The 23,171-nt window shown below is 47.6% G+C and carries 25 protein-coding genes and 3 pseudogenes; 3 read left to right on the forward strand and 25 right to left on the reverse strand.

Annotated features, from left to right (window positions below; translation table 11 throughout):
• Positions 1–33: 33 nt before the first annotated feature.
• From AC50Y5_RS22660 to AC50Y5_RS22730, 15 genes and pseudogenes are all read right to left on the reverse strand, one after another.
• Positions 34–816, reverse strand: a complete 783-nt coding sequence (locus tag AC50Y5_RS22660) for an ATP-binding cassette domain-containing protein (protein WP_056039024.1) — start codon at positions 814–816, stop codon at positions 34–36.
• Between the two features lie 66 nt (positions 817–882).
• Positions 883–1,752: a nickel transporter permease gene (gene nikC, locus AC50Y5_RS22665; RefSeq protein ID WP_056037855.1), complete on the reverse strand. Its 870-nt coding sequence runs from the start codon at positions 1,750–1,752 to the stop codon at positions 883–885.
• On the reverse strand, positions 1,749–2,690 hold the full coding sequence (nikB, locus tag AC50Y5_RS22670) for a nickel ABC transporter permease (protein ID WP_200931652.1): 942 nt from the start codon (positions 2,688–2,690) through the stop codon (positions 1,749–1,751). Before nikB ends, nikC begins: the two co-directional genes overlap by 4 nt.
• Positions 2,691–2,694: 4 nt before the next feature.
• The gene (gene nikA, locus AC50Y5_RS22675; RefSeq protein WP_494863892.1) at positions 2,695–4,296 is read right to left on the reverse strand and encodes a nickel ABC transporter substrate-binding protein; all 1,602 of its coding nucleotides are present in this window, start codon (positions 4,294–4,296) and stop codon (positions 2,695–2,697) included.
• Between the two features lie 396 nt (positions 4,297–4,692).
• Complete coding sequence (locus tag AC50Y5_RS22680) at positions 4,693–5,199, reverse strand: hypothetical protein (protein WP_056037863.1); 507 nt, start codon at positions 5,197–5,199, stop codon at positions 4,693–4,695.
• On the reverse strand, positions 5,096–5,506 hold the full coding sequence (locus AC50Y5_RS22685; protein WP_494864012.1) for a YdeI/OmpD-associated family protein: 411 nt from the start codon (positions 5,504–5,506) through the stop codon (positions 5,096–5,098). Before AC50Y5_RS22685 ends, AC50Y5_RS22680 begins: the two co-directional genes overlap by 104 nt.
• Positions 5,507–5,536: 30 nt before the next feature.
• A pseudogene (locus tag AC50Y5_RS22690) lies at positions 5,537–5,692 on the reverse strand (IS110 family RNA-guided transposase); the annotation flags it as partial.
• Positions 5,693–5,826: 134 nt separating this feature from the next.
• Positions 5,827–6,312: a MarR family transcriptional regulator gene (locus tag AC50Y5_RS22695; RefSeq protein ID WP_056037865.1), complete on the reverse strand. Its 486-nt coding sequence runs from the start codon at positions 6,310–6,312 to the stop codon at positions 5,827–5,829.
• 36 nt (positions 6,313–6,348) lie between these two features.
• Complete coding sequence (locus tag AC50Y5_RS22700; protein WP_056037869.1) at positions 6,349–7,263, reverse strand: DMT family transporter; 915 nt, start codon at positions 7,261–7,263, stop codon at positions 6,349–6,351.
• 101 nt (positions 7,264–7,364) lie between these two features.
• On the reverse strand, positions 7,365–8,864 hold the full coding sequence (locus AC50Y5_RS22705; protein ID WP_056037873.1) for a monooxygenase: 1,500 nt from the start codon (positions 8,862–8,864) through the stop codon (positions 7,365–7,367).
• Positions 8,865–8,881: 17 nt separating this feature from the next.
• Positions 8,882–9,286 carry a RidA family protein gene (locus AC50Y5_RS22710; RefSeq protein WP_056037876.1) on the reverse strand — a complete coding sequence of 135 codons (405 nt, stop codon included), beginning with the start codon at positions 9,284–9,286 and terminating at the stop codon, positions 8,882–8,884.
• A 494-nt stretch (positions 9,287–9,780) separates the two neighbouring features.
• A complete protein-coding gene (locus AC50Y5_RS22715; protein ID WP_056037878.1) occupies positions 9,781–10,140 on the reverse strand; it encodes a hypothetical protein in 360 nt (119 codons plus the stop codon).
• Positions 10,140–10,466: a hypothetical protein gene (locus AC50Y5_RS22720; RefSeq protein WP_494863893.1), complete on the reverse strand. Its 327-nt coding sequence runs from the start codon at positions 10,464–10,466 to the stop codon at positions 10,140–10,142. Before AC50Y5_RS22720 ends, AC50Y5_RS22715 begins: the two co-directional genes overlap by 1 nt.
• 31 nt (positions 10,467–10,497) lie before the next feature.
• Positions 10,498–11,487: a carbon-nitrogen hydrolase family protein gene (locus tag AC50Y5_RS22725; protein WP_056037884.1), complete on the reverse strand. Its 990-nt coding sequence runs from the start codon at positions 11,485–11,487 to the stop codon at positions 10,498–10,500.
• 170 nt (positions 11,488–11,657) lie between these two features.
• Positions 11,658–12,437 (reverse strand): IclR family transcriptional regulator, encoded by a 780-nt coding sequence (locus AC50Y5_RS22730; RefSeq protein ID WP_056037887.1) that lies wholly within the window; start codon positions 12,435–12,437, stop codon positions 11,658–11,660.
• Positions 12,438–12,718: 281 nt separating this feature from the next.
• On the opposite strand from AC50Y5_RS22730, the gene AC50Y5_RS22735 reads away from it, so the two are divergent.
• The gene (locus tag AC50Y5_RS22735; protein ID WP_056037891.1) at positions 12,719–13,447 is read left to right on the forward strand and encodes an alpha/beta fold hydrolase; all 729 of its coding nucleotides are present in this window, start codon (positions 12,719–12,721) and stop codon (positions 13,445–13,447) included.
• A 341-nt stretch (positions 13,448–13,788) separates the two neighbouring features.
• On the opposite strand, the pseudogene AC50Y5_RS22740 reads toward AC50Y5_RS22735, so the two are convergent.
• Both AC50Y5_RS22740 and AC50Y5_RS22745 read right to left on the reverse strand, forming a co-directional pair.
• A pseudogene (locus AC50Y5_RS22740) lies at positions 13,789–14,019 on the reverse strand (metal-sensing transcriptional repressor); the annotation flags it as partial.
• A pseudogene (locus AC50Y5_RS22745) lies at positions 13,986–14,081 on the reverse strand (IS30 family transposase); the annotation flags it as partial. The pseudogenes AC50Y5_RS22745 and AC50Y5_RS22740, both read right to left, overlap by 34 nt.
• 354 nt (positions 14,082–14,435) lie before the next feature.
• Between AC50Y5_RS22745 and AC50Y5_RS22750 the strand changes: the two are divergent.
• Together AC50Y5_RS22750 and AC50Y5_RS22755 are read left to right on the forward strand one after the other, a co-directional pair.
• Entirely contained in the window at positions 14,436–15,083 is a 648-nt protein-coding gene (locus AC50Y5_RS22750; protein WP_056037893.1) for a metal-dependent hydrolase, read from the forward strand.
• Between the two features lie 72 nt (positions 15,084–15,155).
• Complete coding sequence (locus AC50Y5_RS22755; RefSeq protein ID WP_494863894.1) at positions 15,156–15,695, forward strand: GNAT family N-acetyltransferase; 540 nt, start codon at positions 15,156–15,158, stop codon at positions 15,693–15,695.
• A 140-nt stretch (positions 15,696–15,835) separates the two neighbouring features.
• Here the strand turns inward: AC50Y5_RS22755 and AC50Y5_RS22760 are convergent, their stop codons facing one another.
• From AC50Y5_RS22760 to add, 8 genes are all read right to left on the reverse strand, one after another.
• The gene (locus AC50Y5_RS22760; RefSeq protein ID WP_494863895.1) at positions 15,836–16,378 is read right to left on the reverse strand and encodes a histidine phosphatase family protein; all 543 of its coding nucleotides are present in this window, start codon (positions 16,376–16,378) and stop codon (positions 15,836–15,838) included.
• Positions 16,379–16,406: 28 nt separating this feature from the next.
• The gene (locus AC50Y5_RS22765) at positions 16,407–17,177 is read right to left on the reverse strand and encodes a metallophosphoesterase (RefSeq protein ID WP_494863896.1); all 771 of its coding nucleotides are present in this window, start codon (positions 17,175–17,177) and stop codon (positions 16,407–16,409) included.
• A gap of 251 nt (positions 17,178–17,428) precedes the next feature.
• A complete protein-coding gene (locus tag AC50Y5_RS22770; RefSeq protein ID WP_494863897.1) occupies positions 17,429–17,851 on the reverse strand; it encodes a VOC family protein in 423 nt (140 codons plus the stop codon).
• 86 nt (positions 17,852–17,937) lie between these two features.
• Positions 17,938–20,160 (reverse strand): heavy metal translocating P-type ATPase, encoded by a 2,223-nt coding sequence (locus AC50Y5_RS22775; protein ID WP_494863898.1) that lies wholly within the window; start codon positions 20,158–20,160, stop codon positions 17,938–17,940.
• 183 nt (positions 20,161–20,343) lie between these two features.
• The gene (locus tag AC50Y5_RS22780; protein WP_056037910.1) at positions 20,344–20,853 is read right to left on the reverse strand and encodes a GNAT family N-acetyltransferase; all 510 of its coding nucleotides are present in this window, start codon (positions 20,851–20,853) and stop codon (positions 20,344–20,346) included.
• 33 nt (positions 20,854–20,886) lie between these two features.
• Entirely contained in the window at positions 20,887–21,252 is a 366-nt protein-coding gene (locus AC50Y5_RS22785) for an ArsR/SmtB family transcription factor (RefSeq protein ID WP_056037911.1), read from the reverse strand.
• Between the two features lie 145 nt (positions 21,253–21,397).
• Entirely contained in the window at positions 21,398–22,072 is a 675-nt protein-coding gene (locus tag AC50Y5_RS22790) for a ThuA domain-containing protein (RefSeq protein WP_494863899.1), read from the reverse strand.
• Positions 22,073–22,111: 39 nt separating this feature from the next.
• On the reverse strand, positions 22,112–23,164 hold the full coding sequence (add, locus tag AC50Y5_RS22795) for an adenosine deaminase (RefSeq protein WP_056037918.1): 1,053 nt from the start codon (positions 23,162–23,164) through the stop codon (positions 22,112–22,114).
• Between the last annotated feature and the right edge of the window lie 7 nt (positions 23,165–23,171).

The raw sequence follows: 23,171 nt of genomic DNA on the forward strand, positions 1-23,171 counted from the left end.
GTTCACCTCCTGATTTCCCGTACGTTAAGTCATTTATGTTATATAAGGCCTTGCATTCAATAGCTGCTGCGTATACTCGTGGTGGCAGTGATACAAAATATGCTCTGCTGTATCCAGCTCAACAATATGCCCGTCCTTCATGACGGCTATCGTCGAAGCTCGCTTCACCACATGCCGCAGATCATGTGAAATGAGCAGTACCGCGCAGCCCGTCCGCTTCTGAAGACTGGCCAGCACATCCAGCACCTTTTCGCCCGAAAGCACATCCAGCGCCGTTGTCGGCTCATCTGCTATAAGCAGCGAAGGCTGAAGCATCATCGCCGCAGCGATGGCAGCCCGTTGAAGCTGCCCGCCGCTCAGTTGGAACGGATAGCTGCTGTAGACACGCTCCGCGGGCAGCCCTACCTGCTCCAACCATTCCAGCGCATGCACCTTCGCCTGCCGCCTTGTCAGCTTCTCATGAGAACGCAGCGTTTCATTCATCTGCTTGCCAACCGTAATAAATGGCGTAAAGCTCTCCTGATAATTTTGAAAAATAAATCCAATTTCGCGTCCACGCAAACCTCGCCGCTTCTTATCCGCCCACTCTAGAACATTGTCGCCGCGAAACCGAATTTCCCCACTGCTTATGCCAAGTGAGCTAGACATCAAGCCAAGTACAGCGCTTGCGGTTACACTTTTGCCGCTGCCGCTTTCCCCTACGAGTGCAAGTGTCTCGCCTCTAGGGATGACGAAGCTAACACCATGAACGAGCGGGCGCTGCTGCTTCCCCTGGCGTGTGAAAATTTGCAGCTGTGAAACCTCCAGCACTGGCATTTCCTTTTCCATTAATTGCGGTATCAGGTCATACGCCTCCTTTCCCTAGCTATCGTTGAATCAATATTAGCGACTGCGGACATCCAGCGCTTCGCGCAGCCCTTCACCGAGCAGATTGCAGGCAATGACGATCGCCATAATGGCAAGTCCCGGATAAATCATGAGCTGCGGCGCAGATTGAAAATAAGGTCGGCCATCATTGAGCATGGCGCCCCATTCCGGCGTTGGCGGCTGTGCGCCAAGTCCCAGATAGGAGAGCATCGAGATGATCATAATGATTTTCCCAATATCCAGTGCCGCCAACACGATAACAGGAGAGATTATTTGCGGCAGCAAGTGGCGGCGCAAAATCGTCCACGTGCTGCAGCCCGCAACCTTTGCCGCCAGCACATATTCCTTCTCGCGCTCAGATAAGGCGACGCTGCGCACAACCCTGGCGTAGCCGATCCATTTCACCAGCACAATGGCAAAAATCAAATTAGGCAAGCTTGGCCCGAGAAAGCCGGCAAACGCGATAGCAAAAATAAATTCCGGCAGCGCCCCCATGCCATCTACAAGCCGCATAATAATCGAATCGAAGCGTCCGCCGATATAGCCCGAAATAAGCCCCAGCGGTACACCAAGCGCGATTACCGTGACAATGACAATGGCTGAGATGCCTAATGTGAGCTGCGCACCTATAACAAGCCTTGTGAAGATGCATCTTCCGAGATGATCCGTTCCGAGCGGGTATTGCCAGCTTGGGGAGAGCAGCCGTTCTCCCATTTGCACAGTTAAAGGATCATTCGGCACAATAATCGGTCCGAACAGCGCAAGCAGCACGATAATTCCAAGCAAGCCCATGCCCAGCATCATCGTACGGTTATGCAGCATTTGCCGGCCTGTTTGGCTCCGTCTTAGCGGCAGTGAAAGCTCAGCGGTTATTTTCCCATTCATGAGGCGGCTCCCTTCCCTAAGCGAATTCGCGGATCAAGCAAGCTGTAGCTAAGATCAACTAGCAGATTGACGATGACAACGAATAGCCCCGTCGCCAGCACATACCCTTGAATAATCGGATAATCCCGTTCAAAAATCGCTTCAAGCGCCAAGCTGCCAAGGCCTGGCCAAGCAAATAGCGTTTCAATGACGACAGAACCTGCGAGCAAATTTCCGAAGCTGACGCCGAACACCGTAATAACCGGAAGCAGCGCGGCACGCAGCGCATGTCCCATCAATATGCGCCGTTCAGCTAGCCCACGTGCCCTTGCTGCTTTAATATAATCCTGGGACAGGCTTTCCAACAGCCCAGAGCGCAGCAGCCTTGCATAGACAGCAGCCATTGCAAAGCCGAGCGTAATGGATGGCAAAATCATATGTGCGAAGCTGCCCTTGCCGCTTGTCGGCAGCCAACCTAGCTTTAAGGAAAATAAGTAAATGAGCAGCAGTCCCATCCAAAAGCTCGGAATCGACGCACCAACAAGTGCGAGTATGCGGGACACGTGATCCGGCCAGCGGTTAGGATAGCGCGAAGCGATTAGGCCGAGCGGGAGTGCTATGGCTACCATGACTGCAAGGCCGCTAGCTGTCAGCTGAATCGTCGCCGGCAGCTTATCCAGCAGTTCATCCAGCACCGGACGGCCTTTTAAATATGAAGTGCCAAGATCAAGCTGGATTAGCCCGAGCATCCATTTTCCGTATTGCACAAGCACGGGCTGGTCGAAGCCAAGCTCCTCGCGGAGCGCAGCTTCATCGGACTGTGTAATCGACATTTCATCGGCATGCAGCAATGTAAGCACCGGGTCGCCAGGAGCGAGCTTCATCAGAATAAAAATAACTAAGGATAAAATAAAGAGTACAAATACCAGTTGAATCAAACGTTTTTTTATGAGCTGCAGCACGTTAAGACACATCCATCTTGTTTGTAACTAAGTAATATTCTTCAGGTCCTGCCGTCCAACCCGTCACCTTCTTGTTCATGCCTACAATTACGTTTGGATAGACCGCATAGGAATGCAGAGCCTGCGCTTTAATTACCTGTACGGCAGCTTGGGTAAGCTTTACGCGCTGCGCTGCCTCACCCGTTGCATTCAGCTGTGCAATGATTGCGCTCAGTTCGTCGCTGTTAATATTAGCCGGATTAAGCGAACCGCCCACTATAAACGCCGAGTTTAGGAAAAAGCCTCCGTCCCCGCGCGGTGCTGTCAAATTGCTGTAGGTGGCCAAATCCCAATCGTTATTTTCGCGCAAATACGTATCTACATTTTCAACGTTCTTTATCGTTAACGTTACGCCAATTTTAGCGGCATCGGATTGCAGGAGCTGAGCAATGAGCGGAAGCTCAGGCCGGCCTTTATAAGTAACGAGCTCAAGGGTCAGTGGGTTCCCATCCTTTTCCAGCTTGCCGCTGCTGCCTGGTGCATAGCCAGCTTGTTCGAGTAGTTGCTTCGCCTTTTCCGTATCGAGCGGTTGGACCGCCTCCTTGCTGCCAAAAGGCAAACTCGCGTTAAATGGACCATTGGCAGGAGAAGCATTGCCCAGCATGACGTCCTTCGCCATGCTTTCACGGTCAATGAGCAAGTCCAGCGCCTGTCTGACCAGTACGTCTTTTAAAGCAGGCTGCTGTTGATTGAAAAGCAGGAAATGCGCACGCAAGCCAGCAAGCGACTCTATTTTCAACTCCTGATTCTGCTTAATGACGTCGACCATTTCGGCTGGAAGCTGAAAAGCCAGATCGGCCTCCTTCGCCTGAAGCGCCAGAGCCCGTACATTGCCGTCCTCATTAAATTTGAACGTAATTTCTTCAAGCTGTGCGGCACCATCCCAATAGCTGTCATAACGGGCCAGATTTATTTCCATATTCGGCGTGAAGCCTTTTACTTGAAAAGGGCCTGTACCGACTGGCGCTTTATTGAACGCTTCGGTGCCCATTGCTTGCTCAGCCGCCACATCGATAATTCCGCTATATGGATTTACAAGCTCGGATGGAAAAGCTGGCAGAGGCTCCGTAGTCGTAACGGTAAGCTCTTGGCCTTCCGCCTTCATAGAAGCGATCTTAAGTGTCGTGTCCAGCGCCTTGTTCACGCCTATGCCGCGTTCAAGCGAAGCTTTAACAGCGGCCGCATCAAGCTTGGCGCCATTATGAAAGGTAACACCTTCACGGATTGTAAAACGCCACGTTGAGGCATCTATCGACTCCCATTTGGATGCTAGCCACGGCTGAAGCTCCAGCTTATCATCCATGCGTACAAGCGTTTCAACAACGCCCGCTTTCAAAACAATATAATCATTATGCGGATCCAAACTTCCGCTCTTAAAATGGTAGAGCAGCGTCAGCTTTTTTCCCGCTTTATTTTCCGCAGTAGCAGTGTTTTGACCAGCATTTCCAGTCTCCGAAGATGGATTTGCAGCTTTTCCGCAGCCTGCAATGACCATGGACAGAATGAGCAGCAGGATGGTCATAAAAAATCGTTTATTCCTTTTATTCTCTTTCCATAACAGCATAACCAAGCTCCCTCTCCCTTTCGGGCATGTCTTTCGCTATAAATATATGTAATCATTACGATTAGCATCCAAAGAAAAAACGAACACTGTAGCTCGTTATCTATTCGTAATATTTACTATCAGGAATGATACCATGGCCTTCATTAATGTGTCAATCGATTGCAATTAACTTTTTTGCTGAAAAACAAGCGTAAACGGCTGTCTCCATCCTCTGGCGGCAAAGCTTCCGTTTCGAGGTTGAAGGATAAGCCGATTATAGGGGGTAGCTTATAAATGCTTATATTTAAAAAAGCTGCTATGCATAATTGCATAACAGCTTCGCTTGCAGCTATTCATCAAGTCCAGAGTTAGGGTTATGTGTTCCTTGGCTCGAAAGCCCTGGATTCACACTCTGGTTTACGGGATATATTGCTGAACAATTTTCACAATTTCCCCGTCTTTAATCGTAACGTGATAAGGGAAATTTTTCAATTGAAAAGGATCATCGGAATTCATAATCGAGACAAATTTGTCTACAGTGATTGGCTCATTCCATTGAATGTCCGCTTCTGCTGCGTTGCCCGTGCGATTGTAAATTTGCATGAATACTTCAGCATCTGCTGCAATCGGCAAGTCGTGAAGCTGAGGATCGTCATTAACAATGTAGTAGCCGTCTGGGGCATCCGTCATTTCAGCATCTTGTTCATGCTGGCGGAACTGGACGCTAGCCGCCTCTCCTTCGTACCACTGAATTTCATCATATGTAACAACGAAGGCATTATTTTGTTTGATTATATGATCCATATAGACGGTTGTCTGATTAATCGGGCTGGTGGATGCATTGCCTTTGCCATTGTCTACGGCCAAACCAAGTGTTAATAAACAAGCGATGGCGAGTGCTGCGCTGAGAATTGCTTTTTTCATTTTGTACCGCTCCCTTACTCGTTTCTATGCTTATAACTATACAACGCAGATGCGGCGAAAAGTGTTGCAAAAAAGAAACAAAATTAATTTTTTCTTTTTTGACGATTGGCGTAAATTGCTGTAGGGTACGTCCGCTGGCGGAGTCTTCAATCAAGGTGCGAAGCCGCTTGCTGCGCGTCTCCTCCTTCTTGGCGCTGATCACCCACCATAGGGCCGTTTTCTGATACGTTGCACGCTGCTCCTGAAAATAGCTCCATGCCGCTTCCTGCTCCCTGAAAGCCGCTTCCTCCTCTGGTGCCAGTACAATATGCTCCGGCTACTGCTCATACGCATATACGTTACTAAATGAGAGATGTCGATTCGAGAGCACGATTTCCCGAAAATTCGTAGCTTGCACCACATGAGTTTCTTTAGCCATATCGATACCTACAACAAGATGAGATGTGCTAATTCGTTCAATTCGTTGTTTTTGTAAATCCCCCTCGGTATTCATTCTGAGGAGGATTATCTTATAGGCAGTGAAGGGGACGAAGATGGGGAGGACTTGACGCTTACTTATTGTCCTCAGACAAAAAAACGGCATCTTGTTTTAAGCTGCCGTTTTTGTTCCTACACCGTACAAATTGCTTAATAATCCCATTCCGTCAAGTCTTGCATTAGGTTTCTCGCAAAATTGAGCTGTTCATCTGTGTATTTATCCAAAAGCTTCATAAAGCGCTCTTCAATTTCATGATGGATTCGATTGTGAATAAGATGAACTTTTTTGCCTTTTGGAGTCAATCTATAATAAACTTCTTTTTTATTATCGTTAATCTGCTGTCTTTTTACCAGTTCAAGCTTCAATAGCTTTTTACTAATTCTTGTGATGGAGCCTTTCGTTAATCCGGTTTTTTCGGAAATGGAGGTTACATTGATCGGGGAGAAATCTCCGATACATGCGATTAGGTGAATATCCGACAGAGTCAGATTGCTCTTTTCGCCAAATTCCTTTTCGAAATTTTGCAATTCTTCGCGCATTCGGACTGCGAACTTGCTATCCCTCATCTCCTGTTGGCTAACAAGATTTATAAAGTTTTTGAATATCCACTGTTTAGATAGATCCGTTGGCTGCATCCGTTTCGTCTCCTCTATGCATGACTCTCCTCTCCATTATACATGATTGTTTTGCGTAAAACATTCGGGGCGGCTTGATTTCGGAGTCCTCGTCGACAAGATAATCCCGCAAATGGTGACAAGGGCGCCAATTAGCTGAGCCGTACCTATTCTTTCGCCCGATAAGGCAGATATGGCCATCGTTGAGATGGGAACGATATTAAAGAACAACGACGTTTTATTAGCGCCGATACGTGATATACCTTGATTCCACCATAAATAAGCTAGTACAGAACAGAATAAAGCCATAAAGATCACGGCTAGCCATGCTTCCATGACCTTAGCTGAAGTCGCTTCCCCCGTAGTAATAGAAGAGTAAGGCAGAAAGAACAATGCACCTACTGCCATTGTTATGGCGGTTGTTGCAAGAGGCGAGCCGTTGCCGACATATTTTTTGCCGAGGATTCCATACAAAGACCAGAGTGTAGTGGCAAGCAATACGTATAAGTCACCTTTCGAGATCAATCCCAGTTCAGTCAGCAAACCATTCGTAAGAACTAATAACACTCCCAAGAAAGAGATCACGATTCCTCCAATTTGGCGAAAGTTAATTTTCTCCTTTAATAAGAAAACAGACAGGCAAATCGTAAGCATCGGATTGGTAGCCGTTATTAATGATGTGTTGATGGGGCTTGTAACCTCTAATCCTTTAAACAAGAAAATATTCATTAAAAAGATCCCGACGATCCCCATTAGGAGATAAATCAGAGCATAGGGTTTGATCAATGACCAGGTGGGTCGCTCCTTTACCCAGTACAAAGCAAGAATGACCACACCAGCTATAATAAATCGCCAAGCTGCCACTTGTGTCGGACTCATCACTTCTACAGCAATCTTTCCGGCGTTAAAGTTTGCTCCCCAAAAAATGGCCGATAATGTGAGCGTAATGTAAACAACTGGAACTTTCTTCATAAGGACTCCCCCAAATAAAAAGCTTCTGCCCGGAAAGCTTTGGTTAAAATGCTTCCGGGCAGAATATTGTTTTTCCAAAAACAATATAGGCAAAGAAAGGTTTAACCTCTGCTGATTTGCTTAATTCCTAGCTCCATTCGGTTAATTAAATCGGCTTCGGCTGCAGAGATTGCCCATGCAATATATCCGTCCGGTCGAATCAATGCAGTGTGCACATTTTCCCAGCCTTTGGCTTGTTCAGCCAAAGTTGCACTTACGAATTTGAAATGTTGGTGCTGCAGATTACTAACGATGTCTTCTGTAATTTTATCCGAAGCTAGATTCAATAATATATATTTACCATCACGGAACAGCTCATAACTGCTGAAGACATCGCCATTCTGTGAAAGTAATTTAATCTCTGCAAGTCGGCTGCCATTTAGAAGATGTGACGATACATTCTCTTGTTCGTTGTAATGAACATCCATGGCCGCAATTTGACAGGCTAAGCGATAGTTTGCATCCGGACTTTGTAACAAATCCGAAATCATTCTGCGAAGGTGAATCGTTGTAGGTGAAAAATCGGTGCCGAACAATAGGGTTTGTACTTTTGTATTCCAAAGTAATGCCGTATTAACGGGGAACCGTTCCGCATGGTAACTGTCCAGCAACACCTCGGGAGCCCATCCCTTCACTTCGGCAGCTAGTTTCCATCCAAGATTCATGGCTTCTTGCAAACCCACATTCATTCCTTGTCCGCCGGCTGGGAAATGAATATGTGCGGCGTCCCCCGCAAGGAACAGTCTTCCTTCCCTATAGCGCTCCGCTTGACGGGTTGCATTGCCGAAACGAGTCATCCAGTAAGGATCAGAAATCCCGTAGTCATCCCCTAACATGCGGATCATACCCGAGCGCAGTTCTTCCAAAGTAACGGGCTCGTCCTTAGGTATTGATTTTCTTTCCGGATCGATAAAGACGACACGGTGCAACTCCTTCGAGACGGGTACAATCATGATCATTCCATTTTCATTAAAGCTTGAAACGACGCTCGTTTTCGGCGGATTTTTAAAAACGACATCTCCTTGAACCGCAGTAAGTGTTGCATCCGTTCCGTTAAAGGCAATCTTGGCCTGCTTTCGTACAATACTGCCTGCTCCGTCGGCGCCAACCGCATAAGCTGCCGTTAATGTAATTTGACCGCTAGCTCCGGAAGCAATAACCTCGACAGAATCAGAGCTCTGAGTTACCGATAATACTTCCATTCCGCGGCGAATATCAGCGCCAAGTTCCTTCGCTCTTTGTTCTAGCACCTTTTCCGTTTCCGACTGGGCGATAAACATGGAATAATTAGAGGAAGAGTCGATGACTGTAAAGTCCAACCGAGTTTCCAAGCCTGCAAAATGGCCAGTAGGGAGAGGTTTTCCAATCTTCAACAATTCCGATTTCAATCCCCGCAAGTCCAACATCTCTAATGTACGGGGATGGATGCTAAGAGCCCGCGAGTAAGGCGTAGTGGCTTCTAATTTTTCCAATACGCAAACCTTAACATCAGCCAATGCCAGTTCCTCAGCCAACATCATTCCAACAGGTCCTCCACCAATTACAATAACGTCATAATTCATTCTTATTTGCTCCTCTCTTAGTGTGAAATGGCTACGATAGCATCGACTTCAACTAACCATTCCTCAAAGCCAAGCGCCTGAACGCCTATAAAGGTGCTTGCCGTAAGCGGCCACTGGTCGCCGAATACTTCAAAGCCTGCTCTAAAGATCGAATCAACCAACTCGGGCTTATGGTTCACGACATGAATTTTCATTTGTACGATATTCTCCGGCCCGGTCGCAATTGCTTCCAATGCGAGCTTTACGTTAGTAAACACTTGCTTTGCCTGCAGCCCGTAGTCCCCCTCTCCGATAAGCTCTCCCTTTTCATTTAACGCGACTTGCCCGGAAATAAAGGCTAGCTGAGAAACGGGAGCAACGACGATTTGAGATATCAGACTCGTCACTATACTCGTAAGGGTGTCGGGATTTATTTTCTTCATATGAAATCCTCCAATTTTATTTTGTGCAAAACAAAATTTTTTTCATGAAATTTAGTTTCGTGGGAAACAATTAAATATGAACAACACGTCCTATACATTGCAATAACAATTATAATAATAGTTTATTACAAAATAATATTTCTCTGAAAGGAATGAAACTCATCGTTATTTTCAATCCTTTTGTCTATCCAAAGTTCAAATCTCCAATTTATCGTTATAGCAAATAAGTTAAATCCTGTTCCACCGTAAACTGCCTAACCATAAAATACTGATTATCCATCTGTTGCCAGACGTAATGATGAATGGCTTGCTCCTCTCCCTTAACCATCCGATATAAGAGCGAACAAATGTCTCCATATTCGGATATGCCTAATAATTCGATTTTATTCAGACCGGGAAGTGACAACTTCTGTTCTTTCAAACATTCGTACGTCGAGTTGAATGCTCGCAGTAAAATAATCCTTCATCCTATCCGTAACATTCTTGTTTATCATTTATTCTCCCAGAGAGCGATCGAGTACTTTAGAGCGCATATCTCGAAGCACCCAGGTTAAGGAATTATCGGGGATCAGGTATCCCCCCACTCCGTCTGTAAACAAGATGTCATAGATACGGCGGCAAGCAGCATCCAATGCCTCATTGCTCGTATCTTCCTCTACCGGCGATGGAAGGAGAATCGTAATGGTATCCGGTTCTTGGGAGATAATTTCAATTCGAAATTCCCCTTCAGGTACCGTGCCTGATCCAAAATACTCATCCAATCCTGCTTTTGGACCGGTCATTAAGCGCTGGCGGGCAGCTTGATCTCGTTGAAGCAATCGGTAATGACCGGTAAAAATATCATGTTGATCCATTAGGGGTTATTCCTCCTGTAGCTTTGTCGCATCGCCAAGAGTTGTACTTTCAGCTTCTGAGGCATGATCCAGACGAACAACTCGGCACTCTGCCACAGATCCATTTGATTAATGACCGTATCGGCCTTTTCCGGTTCCTCTGAATAAGGCGGAATAACGTAGTATAGGGTGTCTCTCCTTTGCCTCCGAATGTCAAGATTAACATTTTCGGGCACTTCTACCCCTATTTGCGCCAGCGCTCGATGCGGATCCGTTTCAATCATTTCAGCAAACAAAGGGTCTCTCCATGCGAGTTCGGTAATTTTCCGTTCAAGACTGCTATTCATGGTTTTAATTAGTCCTCTCCGACAATTGTTGTTAGCTATTTTGAATAGCTTCGTAACCGATAACATTTGGCTTCGATTCGCCGATCACCTTTACGGGCTCATGAACGGATTTATCGAAAGTTAAGCTTAAGAAGCCGGGAGTGGAATAATGTCCCGCATGATCGATCAGGAATTTACCGGGAATGATTTGTTTGAGGTCGATGTCCGCATACACGATACCTTCCTCATCATGCTCTAGCGTATTGCTGATCACATGACCGTTCGGCGCGATGATCTTCGCGAAGCCGTATCCAATCTTCATATAATTTCTTTGGTACTCGGTTTCTCCGAGCATATCTCTCATTTCTTCTGTCCAAATCTGGGAAGCCAACAGACAGAAGGTTTGATTAGATATCGCGTAGTACTTCGTTGCAATTTCGCACACCTCGATGCTGAACAAATGACCATCATATGGCAATCCTGTTGGCCAGGAGGCAACATGCAATTGTTCATTCATGGATGCCATTGCCGAGAGATTTAGTGGGATGAGGTGCTCCCAACATTGCAACCCGCCGAGATTGCCATACTCCGTCTCGAACACGGACATCATGCTTCCATCGCCGTCGCCCCAGATCATCTTCTCCGCATTCGTTGCTTTTAATTTACGGTGTTTGCCGATTAAGTCGCCTTTAGGATTAAACCATAACTGCGTCAGATATAAGGAACCGCGATCTTTCTCGGTGACCGATACGCAGAAATAAACCTTGTTGCGTTTGGCGGCTTCAGATAACTTCCGAATGGATTTGCTTGGGATTTCAACGGAGTTCTCGAACAGCCTAATGTAGTGCTTCATTCCATAGTCGGCATTGCCAAGCCATATCCACCAAGGGTATCCCGGTACGAATGCTTCCGGAAAAGCAATAACCTTAGCACCGTTAGCTGCGGCCTCATCCACGAGCCTGCACGTTTTGTCGATTGTTGCATCCAGATCCAAATAGACGGCTGCAGCTTGAACGGCAGCTGCTTTGAAAGTTTGATTCACTTTTGAACAACTCCTATTCTTTAGTTTTTAATTAGTTCACTATTAGTGTACAGTGTACACTAATAGTGATTTTAGCCCATTATAATTTAACTTTGTTTCTTATGCAAGGAAAAGTTACATAAAAAAAAAGACACTGCGGTCGATGTCGATGAGCGCAGTGTCTTTTTTCCCTATGTCAGTTGATTGGTTATTTGATTAGCTTTCTCCTTGAGCTTGAGTACATCTATTGAGGATGGACTAGTGTCGATTTCGCCAGTAAATCCGATGAGACAAAGTGCGGCAACCATGTTTCCCGTATAGTCAAAAATCGGACTTGCTACTGACATGCTCCCGGGTATTCCGCCAAACAGCGTATTTCGAAAGGAAACTCGTTCCTCTCGAATCGTCTGCAATTCCTGCTTCACCATCTGCTCGTCAAGTTGATAGTTGTCGATCTCCCGTTGTATTAATGGTTGAACCTGGGAGAACGGAAGAAAAGCGGCAAAACACTTACCAAGGGCCGTCATCAACAGTGGAAAGCGATAGCCGGCTTGAATTTCGACCTGTATCGGTTTGTCGCTTCGTTCGTATTCAGCAATTATCGGCCCTTCCTCGCTCCAGATGGCAAGCGCTACGGAGTGATTGATTTGTTTGCTGAATTCGCGGATATGAGGTTTGGCGATTTTAGCAACATCGAATTGTTGGAGCGCGACCAAGCCTAACTCGATTAGGGATGGCCCCATGGCGTAAGACGAGTCTTTTTTATTCTGAATAAGAGCGCCGACTCTTGTAAAACTAACCAGGTATTTATGAATTTTATTCTTCGGCATATCCATTCTTTTGGACAGTTCCGATACGGACAAGGGAGCTTTCGCCTCTTTGAAACATTTCAGTATGGAAAAAGCGATCTCTAGAGATTGGATTCCCTGAGAGGAGGAAATTAATCGAGTTGGAGCTTCCATCTCTTTCATGCATTCACCCTGCCTTAAAGTAGTGTTCTAGCCCATACATTTGTTGATGTTATCTAAATAGTAATAGATTTGATATTTTTTCGCAAGGAAGGGACAAGGATGTTTATCTAGGCCACGCGCGGTATGTTTTTCACCCCCTCTCCTTTCTTTGTAAATTAAGTTGACATCTGTTCTGAAAATAGTTGCAAAATTGATAAACATCGTTATAATGATGTTTAAAACATTCACAAATAGTGAACATATACACTAATAGTGAACAATAATAGGAGGGTGAGCGTACTATGTTTTACGATGCAGAGATTTCAGAGAATCCATCAGTTGTCCTCATTCATGGTTCTTGGTTAGGGGGATGGAGTTGGAGAGAAGTCGCCAATCAATTGGCTGCCAAAGGGTATCGTGTTCTGGCTCCGACTTTAACTGGGCTTGGCGAACGCAAACATCTGCTGACTGGGGACATTAATTTATCCGTGCATATCGAGGATATTGTAAATCTTATATTGTTCGAGAACATGACGAACGTTGTGCTGGTCGGTCACAGCTATGGAGCAATGGTTGCTGCGGGAGCCGCAGATCGTTTGTTCGGTCGAGTCAGTTGCGATATCGTAATTGTAGACGGTTTTATTACCGAATCAGGCGAGTCTGTCGTGGACCATTATCCAGAAGTATATTCCCTCATGCAGCATTTCTTGTCATCGAACCCCTCCTTAGTTGAACCGCCGCCTGTAGAGACATTTGGATTAAACGATACCAAAATCTCTGCAGCCATTACTCCCTTTTTAACCAGAATGCCGCTATCGACACATATGGAGAAACTCAACTACTCCTTGGAAAAACAAGCACAAATGTCCCGTTCTTATATTTGTTGCATGGAATTCCCCATGTTTCATCAAACGGCTTCTGAGGCAGCTAAACAAGGTTGGCGCAGTTTTGAAATTAGCGCAGGTCATCTGGCTCCAATTACTCATCCGAAACAAATTGCTGATTTAATCATTGCTTCAATCCAACCATAACATTAATTTCCTTGGATAAGAATCACATAAAGCACGTTTAGCTTTACGTCTGACGCTTGTCAAGAGGACATTGTCGTCAATCGAGGACCACAGTAAACTATGCAAGTTGTTGTCCTCAATCGGATAACGATGCAAGATCTTGTCCTAATTACAGGACAAGATCTTGCATCGTTAAAATGAAAAAACCGCGCAGCGCGCAGATCCTAATGAATGTATTAAACTGTTACCCCGGGTGAGGATGTAATATAATTCCCCCTGATTCATTCTCACTAATTGGCCCAAGTTAACAAACAACAATAAGAGCCCCGTTTTCGAGGCTCCGTATTGTTCCGACTATATGAACGACTCCTTACAAGTAGCTCGATTGCTTCCTTCACGACTTTATTAGTATCTCTTCCTGATGCCTGTTCTTCCAGAATACATCGCTCTCGGTTTTCCGCCACGATCTGCGCAATGGCTTTATCCGCAGCGTTGCGTACTGCCAAAAGCTGTCTCACCACGTCTTTGCAGTTCTTGCCTTCCTCCATTAATTGAAGGACCCCGCGTAATTCGCAATGACTCTCGTCAACCACCCCAGTCGATGCAGCGTCTCTAGTTGCCCACGTTCAATTATGCTGAGATGGGAGTAGCTCATGTTGGATTCTCCTGTAAAATATCACAGTTATTTTTAATTCAAACCCATTTACTTGGCAATGGCAAGAGGATTGATTCTGTACGCTAGTCCAGTCAAGCTAACCTATATTCTCCCTTTTTATCATCTGACGGATCATTTCATAAGGATGAGCCTTATTTTACGTATACAGTTGTATAAATATTCATTTTTCAGCAATTATGAAAGATTATTCTCATATTTTCTGAAACTTTTCTCAAAAATTATGACGTCACACGGATGCGTACTCTTGTTCCCTTCGGCTGTTTCTAGTATAATAACATAGCGAACATACGTTTGAATACACAACTGGATAATAGCCAGGCATTAGGAGGAACAATGAAAGGCACGACACATCTTACGATTGGCATGGCTATTGGAGCCGGTGCAGCAGCTTATTATTCCTTTACCCCTGCGAATGCGGCTGCTTATGTAGCCGTTGCCGCGATCTCCGCCTTAAGCGCGGATCTGGATGGCCCCAGTATTTTGAGCAGCAAGCTCGGCAAAGTGTCCAAGCTCATTCATGATTTGCTCATTTGGGGCGGCGTTATTATGATTGCGATTGTCAGCTATTTGTATGTGGTCAATCATACCGTTGGCTGGAAGCTGCTTGTTGCTTCCGTTGGCGTCGTGCTGCTGGGGCTCGTTGCGAAACGCGGCGTCATCCGCAATGCACTTGTCAGCGCTATCGGCGGAGCCTTTGTGTACGGGGGCTTCTGGTTCGGCATGAACTGGCTTATCGGGCTAGGTGCATTCGTGGCTGTGGCGCCTTGGCTTAAGCATCGCGGCATGACCCACACGGTATGGGCTACCGCGGCATGGGGCGCAATCGCCTGGGGACTGGAGCAGCAGCTTCATCTTGAAGGCATTATGCGAGTTGCCATTATCGGATACTTATCCCATTTATTCGCAGATACGTTGACGCCGAGCGGGGTCAAATGGCTTTATCCGCTATACAAGAAGCCTTTTAAGCTTAGCATTTTTTAATTGCCCGCCTCTATCCCCGTTGGCCGCACCTTCGATTTCAGGTGCGGCTATTTTAGAAAGGAGTACCGATAGATGACAATAAAGCAGAGTATTTATTTGAAGCCCCTCGAGCTTGCTGATGCTGAGGCCATGCTTGTACTTAGATTAAGCAACCAAGCCTTTCTCCAGCCTGTAGATCCCGTTCGCCCCGATAACTTCCTCACCTTGGAAGGCCAGCAGGAGCATATTAGTCTTGGCATACAGAAACAGGCTGAAGCTGCTTCTTATCCTTTCGGCATTATGCTGGAGCAGCAATTAATTGGCCGAATTGAGTTGTCTAATGTAATAAGGGGACCACTGCAAAATGCGAATGTCGGTTATTTTCTCGATCGCGCTCATCAAGGCAACGGTTATGTATCGGAGGCTGTTCGCTTGGTCACCGCTTATGCTTTCGAGCAGCTCGGTCTGCATCGCTTGCAAGCCGGGGTAATGCCGAGAAACACCCCTTCCATTCGTGTTCTGGAGCATGCCGGCTTTCGCCGCGAGGGCCTAGCCCTTCGCTATTTACAAATTAATGGGGTTTGGGAGGATCACCTCCTCTTCGCCTTGACTGCTGAGGAATATAAGTCCTGAAAGTCATGACCATTCTCAGCCAAGCGAGACGCATCGCATACTCAGCTTCTTTTAGCGAGTAGACGATGCGTTTTTTGCAATAGAAAAAAGCAGCTCATTTTCCTCATAAGGATAAGCTGCTTACGGTATCTTTTATTTTGCTAATCGGCCATCAATGTTTTGAATTCAAATGTCTTGTAGTCCCCATTAGCTGATGAGTACCTCGTAATATTTCCATCATCCGGTATGCCATTGAAGTAAGCACCGATACAGCCTGTTGTACAAGCATGTCCGGATATTAAAATATTAACCTCTTTGCCTTCATTCTTCGCTTCGAGCTCACTCATAAAACTAAAAATTCGCTCGGCAAAATGATCGGTTTCTTCCACTCCTTTATAGACGCTTGAATCAGGAGTAAAACCTTTCATTTTCACTTCGCTTGCTTTTAATTTATCCGCTTCCCCTAAATCGAAAGCATCGAGCCTTGCATCAATAATGGCAGTAGCGCCGGTTGCTATTTCAGCTGTTTGTACAGCCCTTTCCTGTGGTGAGGAAAATACAAAATGGAAGGTGACATCCCGCAGTCTCTCTCTTAGCTGCTCCGCTTGTTTTATCCCCTGCACATTTAATGGCAGTCCCGACCTTCCTTGCATTCTTTGTTCCTTGTTAAAATCGGTTTGCCCATGTCTCACTACATAAATCATCGGTAAGCTCCCCCTTTGTTATAGCCGCCTACAACTGATGCACCGTCACTTCACTGCGAATGAGGAATCTCGCATTGGGCTCGGTCTGGCTAATGCCTTTGGAAATATAGAAGGTGCCGTTGCTCCATTTATGCTGGCCTTTATAAATGCCGGAAGCAGCAAGCTTGCCCTTGTTAATAAACCGGAACAGGAACGGAACATTAAACTGCATGCCATGAAAATGGCCCGCCATGAGATAATCATAGGAATGCTTAATATGCAGCACCGTATTCGGATCGTGTGCGAGCACAATAATAGGCTTTGACGGGTCAACGTGGAGAAAAGCTCGTCCCGGCTTGCTCTTTTTGCTGCTCCAATCGTCAATGCCAACCAGTTGAAATGCGCCTAAATCGATGCTCTCATTAATGAGAACGGTAACGCCTTCCCGCTCCAGAAGCTTCTTCAGCTCGCGCACTCCGGAAGGCTTTATTCGATGGTCGTGATTGCCATACACCGCATAAACCGGAATGCCGCCCGCGCAAATCGCCTTCACATACTTCCTGACCTTCGGTAAATAACGCAGCTTCTGGGTAAAGTCTCCGGTGAGAAATATGTATGCCGGCTGCTCCCTTGCAATCAGCTTCTGGATTCGCCTTGGGCTGATGCGAATATTTTCAACATGCAGATCACTAATTTGCAGCACCTTGAGCCCTAATCCCGCTTGATAATGGCAACGCTCCACTTTAAACCACTGCGTAGGCAATATCAAAAATAAATAAAACAGCAGCGCAAGCGCTGCAATGCCAATAACAACGACCATGCAACCCCTCCTTACTACTAAAACCGCTAACAAGGTGAAACGGCTGACTACGTCCATTAGCGGCGCAGCGCGTTTCAGTCCGAGAAATGTAGAGAAAGGATGGCGACATCATATCCTTTCCTATATTTTAAAAATAGCGGCCCGCCTTCATAATGGGAGGCCATAAGCCGGAACAACCGAAGGCATCGCCTTCGGCCGTCGCAGCATTTTTGACATAAGATGATGATTCTTGCTTATAGCCTGCCGATTGCTTACAGCTGATTTTCACCTGTGCTTTGGAAAAACTCAATGATTTCGCCGTTCAAGCCTTTAACGAATGCGATTTTCACTGGAGTTGGCGGATTGTCGCCGAGTACAACTTCCTTCGTCTCTACCGTTACTACTGCGCCAGCAGCTACTGCTGACTGAACCGCCAGCTCTATATTTTCGGAGCGGTAAGCTAAATGGAAATAGGAGCCTTCGTCCGCCACCAGCGCTTTGCCGCCAGCGAATACTTCGAGATAGTTGCCATCGCCGCTATCGAGCATAATAACGCGGCCATCTCCTTCACCCCAGCTATGTCTTGGCGTAAAGCCGAGTCCTTCTGTATAAAATTTCACGGTTGCTTCAAAGTCAAATGCGCGCAGCGCAATATGATGAAGGCCGCCGCCGCCAATTTTTGCATTTTTATTCATTGGATGCTGTCCTCTCCCAGAAACGAAATGAAGTACCCTTTTAGAATACCCGATTCATAGGCGGACGGGCAACCCTGCCATTAGCATCAGCCTTTGATTTTCATCCGCTGCAAGCGCAGCGCATTGAGTACGACCGATACGGAGCTAAGCGCCATCGCCGCCCCCGCCAGCCAAGGAGCAAGCAGGCCCGCTGCCGCTATCGGAATGCCGATGACGTTGTAGGCCAGCGCCCAGAACAGGTTTTGCTTAATGTTGCGCATCGTTTTTTTGCTCATCGTTATGGCATCGACAATGCTGTTAAGATCGCCGCGCATAAGTGTGACATCTGCCGTCTCCATGGCAACATCCGTTCCTGTCCCCATCGCCATGCCGATGTCTGCTGCCGCCAGCGCCGGAGCATCATTAATGCCATCACCAGCCATTGCTACTTTCATGCCAGCCGCCTGAAGCTTCTTAACCTCCTCGGCTTTTCCTTCCGGCAGCACGCCAGCAATGACATGCTCGATACCCGCTTCGCTCGCAATAGCCGCCGCTGTACGCGGATTATCTCCTGTAATCATCATGACCTTAATGCCAAGCTCCTTGAGCCGGTCAATCGCTTGCTTGGATGAAGGTTTAATCGTATCGGCAACCGCAATCATGCCTGTATATAGGCCATCAACAGCCGTCAGCATAACCGTCTTCCCAACTTCCTCCAGCTTAGCCATTGGCGCTTCGCTGTTGTGTGCAACATCGTAACGCTCCATTAAAGCACGGGTTCCGACAACAACATCGCGGCCCGCTACAGTTGCCCGAATGCCAAAGCCCGGAATAGCTGAAAATTCAGTCGCTTCGGGAAGTGCAATGTTCCGCGCTTCAATTGCGGCTACAATAGCTTCGGCGAGCGGATGCTCCGAGCGTTTCTCGGCTCCGCCAACGAGGGCCAGCAGTTCCTGCTCCGGTATATTCCCTTCGACAATAACATCGGTCAGTGAAGGTTTACCTTCCGTCACCGTTCCTGTTTTATCGAGCAGCACCGCTGTAACGCGATGGGTTGATTCTAAATGCTCTCCGCCCTTGAACAAAACGCCGACTTCTGCCGCCCGGCCCGATCCCGCCATAATAGAGGTCGGTGTCGCAAGTCCTAGCGCACATGGGCAAGCGATAACGAGCACTGCGATAGCTTTCTCCAGCCCTTCAGCAAACATGCCTGGCTCGAGCCAGAAGTACCACAAAGCAAAAGCGAGTAGGGCAATTCCTACAACGATGGGAACGAATATGCCGGAAATACGGTCTGCTATTCGCTGAATCGGCGCTTTGGAGCCCTGCGCCTGCTCGACAATGTGAATAATTTGCGCAAGCGTTGTATTTTTGCCAACCTTCGTTGCCTGAATGCGCAAGACGCCATTTTTATTAATAGTCGCCCCAAATACTTGATCGCCTGACTGCTTGTCAACCGGCAGGCTTTCGCCAGTCAGCATCGATTCGTCGATCGCAGAGCTGCCGTCCAGGACAATACCGTCGACCGGAATTTTGCCGCCCGGCTTCACAATAAGCTGATCGCCAATGACCACCTGTTCGACCGGGATGCTCATTTCGGAGCCGTCACGCACGACAAGCGCTGTTTTCGCTTGCAGTCCCATGAGCGAGCGAATCGCTTCCGATGAACGCCCTTTAGCGAGCGCTTCGAACCATTTTCCAAGTAAAATCAACGTAATGAGCAAGGCGCTTGTCTCATAATACAGCTCCTGCATAACGGGCATATTAGCCATCCCTACATGCTCTTCAGGCTTCAACGTCAAATACAGGCTGTAAAAATAGGCGGCCGATGTTCCAAGCGCTACCAAGACATCCATATTCGCGCCCCCACTCCGCAGCGCATTAAATGCCCCTTTATAAAAGGGCCAGCCGATTATGAATTGCACAGGAGTCGCCAGCGCTAATTGAAACCACGGATTGAGCAATAAATCCGGCACCCATATAAACGACGTAAATGAAAAATGTGCCGCCATTGCCCACAGAAGCGGCAGCGACAGTATCGCCGATAAGATGAACTTCAGCTGCTGCTTGCGGATCTCGTCACGCCGGCGATCCCCACCTTGCTTCTGCTCCACCTTCTCCTCAGCTGTAAAGCCAAGCTGCTCTATCCGCTTGATGACTGCAGCCAAATCGATCGTATCCGCACGATATTCGACATGGCTCGTCTCCATCGTAAAGTTGACCGTCGCTTGCGATACGCCTTCCAGCTTATTTAAGCCTTTCTCTATACGATTCGCGCATGCCGCACATGTCATACCCGAAATTTCCAGTGTAGTCTGCCTGTTCTCCATTGTAGTTACCACCTTTTCATACCCTATGGGGGTATCTCTTGTTGTTTTCATCATATAATACCCCATGGGGGTATGTCAAGGGTTGACCCAATCTATGCCAAAAAAAACGACCCAAGCGCTGCGCGCCTGAATCGGTCTGGTTACAAATTGCAATTTAAAGTTCGTATAATACGATAAGTACGCTTATGTAACGCTCGCATCCATATGTACCGTTTGCCATTCATCCTGATCTTCAGCCGTAATAGCAAAGCCCTGCCGCTGCCAAAAATCGACGGCTCCCTTAAGAAAACGATGCGTATGCAAATACGCTACGCTATAGCCCTGCTCTGCAATAAAACGTTTGGCCTCTGCTGTAAGCAGCGAGCCTACACCGCTTCTGCGGCTGCTTGCAGCTACATAACATTTCACTATTTCTGCGGCTGGCCGGTTCGCTTCATACTTAGCCGTCTCAATTCGGTTATCATAGGGCTGCACACCGATGCACCCCCATATTTCTCCACGCTCCGAAAGCGCCAGGAAAAAACCAGCTCCCTCCTGGTGCAAATAATGCTCGGAGAAATTCACGAGATCCGGCGACAATCCATTTACCGCAAACATCGGCATAACCTCTTCACGCACTTGAGCTGCAAAAGCGACAGCATCCGCAATATGCTCCTCGCGAGCCTGTATAATCACTGGCGACACTACTGTCACGTCTAGATCCTCTCCTTAATATGGACGCAACACCTAGCTGTGATGCAAATGCTGAAGCGTCTGGATGAAAATTTCCTTTACATGATCATCGTCCAATGAATAATAGACGGTTTTCCCGACCTTGCGGCGCTTAACAATTCGCACATTGCGCAAGTAACGCAATTGATGCGAAATAGCCGACTGCGCCATATCCAGCACGACGCATAAATCATGCACGCACAGCTCTTGCGACAGCAGCGCATAAATCATTTTAACCCGCGTCGGGTCGCCTAGCGCCTTGAACATTTCAGCCAGATCAATGGCCGTCTGCTCCTCGACCTTTGCGGTCAGCAGATCTGCACCCTCCTGCTTCGTTCCCATACATGTGTCGTCACATTGCTCATCTATTACTTTGTCCATTCGGCTACACCACCCTCTAATCGTAATGCTTATGATCTTATTATAGCAGACAAAAGCGCAGTTCCTCTATTATTTGCAGGAACCGCGCGTTTCAAGCGTTATAAGGCCTTAAATCTTAAATGATCGTTTATAAAAAATACCAATGCTACGCCATGCGGGCGCACCACTGCACACAGGCATTTACCAGCTCGCCCAGCACCGGATGCAGCAGGCTTTCGCGATTATGCGCAGGCGTCAAACAACATACGCGGCCTTCCCCATAAGCATGGGACCATCCGCCAATCGACTGCCCATCCTCGGAATACGTCCGCATAAATACCGTTGTTGACGCTTCATCACAATCGACAAAATAATGCTCATCTACCGTTTCGAATGCTTGGTCTGCCGCTATATTGACATGCTCCTCGCCTGAACGCCCAGCAGGCTCAACCGTTATGGAACGCACGAGCTTCTGCTCCGGATGATGCTGAAAATAACCCCGCGTCATCTGTACATAGCCACCTTCTGCCGGATACGAAGCAAGCCCGGAATGCCAGGCGAGCCAGCCTCCGCCCGCCCTTACATACCGCAAAATCGCCTGCTCCGTCTCGTCGCCAAGCCATTGCTGCACTTGTTCATCAGCGGGATTGATATTATTATCTTTGTACAAAATGACGGCATCCGGCTTCGCCGCCAGTTCCTCGGCCAAATATTTGACTGTCGTATAGCTGAGCTCGATGTCCCCTGACGCCATTAATGGCGCCAAGCTTTGCTGCAAGCCTTCGGCAATCGCCTCCGCAGGATGATAATAATCCCCAATTACGGCTAAAATGGTTCGCATACGTCACTTCCTCCATTGTTTCCGAATCAGGGACTCTCCTTATACGGCAGGCTTCACTCCCGCAGCTGCGAGCCCCTGTTCAATATCGGCAATCAGCTGCCGTTTTTCTTCCTGCTCCAAAAAGGCCGCATAGGCGCTGTTCAAAATCAGCCTGCCGATTTCCTCCAGCGTTACGCCGCATTTTTCCATCAACAGCTCATATTCCAAACCAATCGTCGTACCTGAAACCGTCAGGTTATCCGTGTTAATGGTCGCCCGAATGCCTGCTGCCAGAAAGGCTTTAATCGGATAAGCCTCCCAGCCGCTAACGGCCTTCGTCTGGATGTTGCTCAGCGGGCATAGCTCCAAAGGCGTGCCTGTACGGCGTACCATTTCCATAATAGCAGGATTTTCCGTAATGCGCACGCCATGGCCGATACGTGTGGCGCCCAGGCTTTCAATCGCCTCCTGCACATTTTCCGCACCGCCTGCTTCTCCAGCATGAATCGTAATCGGCAGCCCCTTGCTAGCAGCGAGGTTAAATAAGGAACGATGCAGCTCTGGCGGGAAGGAAGCTTCATCACCAGCCAAATCTACCGCTGCGATTCCATCGCCATGCAGCTTGGCAGCGGCCAGTATGACCTGTTCATTGCGCTCATAGGCATCATGGCGCAGGCAGATGGCGATACCGCGCGCTTTCACGCCGAAATCCCGTTCTCCACGCCGCAAGCCACGAATGGTATGGCGCATCGCCTCCTCCAGCGACAAACCTCCTTTAATATGCAGCAGCGGCGCAAATCGCACCTCGATATAACGGCAGCCTTGTGCCGCCGATTGCTCAACCACTTCATAAGCTACGCGATCCAGCGCCTCTGGCGTTTGCAAATAGGGCTCCACAAACGCAAACTTGCTCAAATATTCTTTTAGGCTAGTGCAGCTCTCATCTGCAAGCATCCACGGGGTAAGGTCGCTGCCTTCCTCAACGGGCAGCTCCTTGCCTTGCTCCTTCGCCAGCTCGCGAAGCGTATTTGGCAAGACGCTGCCATCCAAATGCAAGTGCAAATCGATTTTGGGAAGCTTTTTCAATTGCTCCCGCACCACTATATCTTTCATCGTAAGC

The sequence above is a fragment of the Paenibacillus sp. JT22N7 genome (genome assembly GCF_059383875.1).

Coding starts and splice junctions, on each gene's coding strand:
- AC50Y5_RS22735 (WP_056037891.1), top strand. CDS start 12,719: ATGTTTTACGATGCAGAGATTTCAGAGAATCCATCAGTTGTCCTCATT.
- AC50Y5_RS22730 (WP_056037887.1), bottom strand. CDS start 12,437: ATGAAAGAGATGGAAGCTCCAACTCGATTAATTTCCTCCTCTCAGGGA.
- AC50Y5_RS22660 (WP_056039024.1), bottom strand. CDS start 816: ATGCCAGTGCTGGAGGTTTCACAGCTGCAAATTTTCACACGCCAGGGG.
- AC50Y5_RS22695 (WP_056037865.1), bottom strand. CDS start 6,312: ATGCAGCCAACGGATCTATCTAAACAGTGGATATTCAAAAACTTTATA.
- AC50Y5_RS22680 (WP_056037863.1), bottom strand. CDS start 5,199: ATGAAAAAAGCAATTCTCAGCGCAGCACTCGCCATCGCTTGTTTATTA.
- AC50Y5_RS22765 (WP_494863896.1), bottom strand. CDS start 17,177: ATGGTCGTTGTTATTGGCATTGCAGCGCTTGCGCTGCTGTTTTATTTA.
- AC50Y5_RS22790 (WP_494863899.1), bottom strand. CDS start 22,072: ATGCGAACCATTTTAGCCGTAATTGGGGATTATTATCATCCTGCGGAG.
- AC50Y5_RS22785 (WP_056037911.1), bottom strand. CDS start 21,252: ATGGACAAAGTAATAGATGAGCAATGTGACGACACATGTATGGGAACG.
- AC50Y5_RS22775 (WP_494863898.1), bottom strand. CDS start 20,160: ATGGAGAACAGGCAGACTACACTGGAAATTTCGGGTATGACATGTGCG.
- AC50Y5_RS22705 (WP_056037873.1), bottom strand. CDS start 8,864: ATGAATTATGACGTTATTGTAATTGGTGGAGGACCTGTTGGAATGATG.
- AC50Y5_RS22715 (WP_056037878.1), bottom strand. CDS start 10,140: ATGGATCAACATGATATTTTTACCGGTCATTACCGATTGCTTCAACGA.
- AC50Y5_RS22700 (WP_056037869.1), bottom strand. CDS start 7,263: ATGAAGAAAGTTCCAGTTGTTTACATTACGCTCACATTATCGGCCATT.
- nikA (WP_494863892.1), bottom strand. CDS start 4,296: ATGCTGTTATGGAAAGAGAATAAAAGGAATAAACGATTTTTTATGACC.
- add (WP_056037918.1), bottom strand. CDS start 23,164: ATGAAAGATATAGTGGTGCGGGAGCAATTGAAAAAGCTTCCCAAAATC.
- AC50Y5_RS22710 (WP_056037876.1), bottom strand. CDS start 9,286: ATGAAGAAAATAAATCCCGACACCCTTACGAGTATAGTGACGAGTCTG.
- AC50Y5_RS22750 (WP_056037893.1), top strand. CDS start 14,436: ATGAAAGGCACGACACATCTTACGATTGGCATGGCTATTGGAGCCGGT.
- AC50Y5_RS22760 (WP_494863895.1), bottom strand. CDS start 16,378: ATGATTTATGTAGTGAGACATGGGCAAACCGATTTTAACAAGGAACAA.
- AC50Y5_RS22770 (WP_494863897.1), bottom strand. CDS start 17,851: ATGAATAAAAATGCAAAAATTGGCGGCGGCGGCCTTCATCATATTGCG.
- AC50Y5_RS22720 (WP_494863893.1), bottom strand. CDS start 10,466: ATGAATAGCAGTCTTGAACGGAAAATTACCGAACTCGCATGGAGAGAC.
- AC50Y5_RS22755 (WP_494863894.1), top strand. CDS start 15,156: ATGACAATAAAGCAGAGTATTTATTTGAAGCCCCTCGAGCTTGCTGAT.
- nikC (WP_056037855.1), bottom strand. CDS start 1,752: ATGAATGGGAAAATAACCGCTGAGCTTTCACTGCCGCTAAGACGGAGC.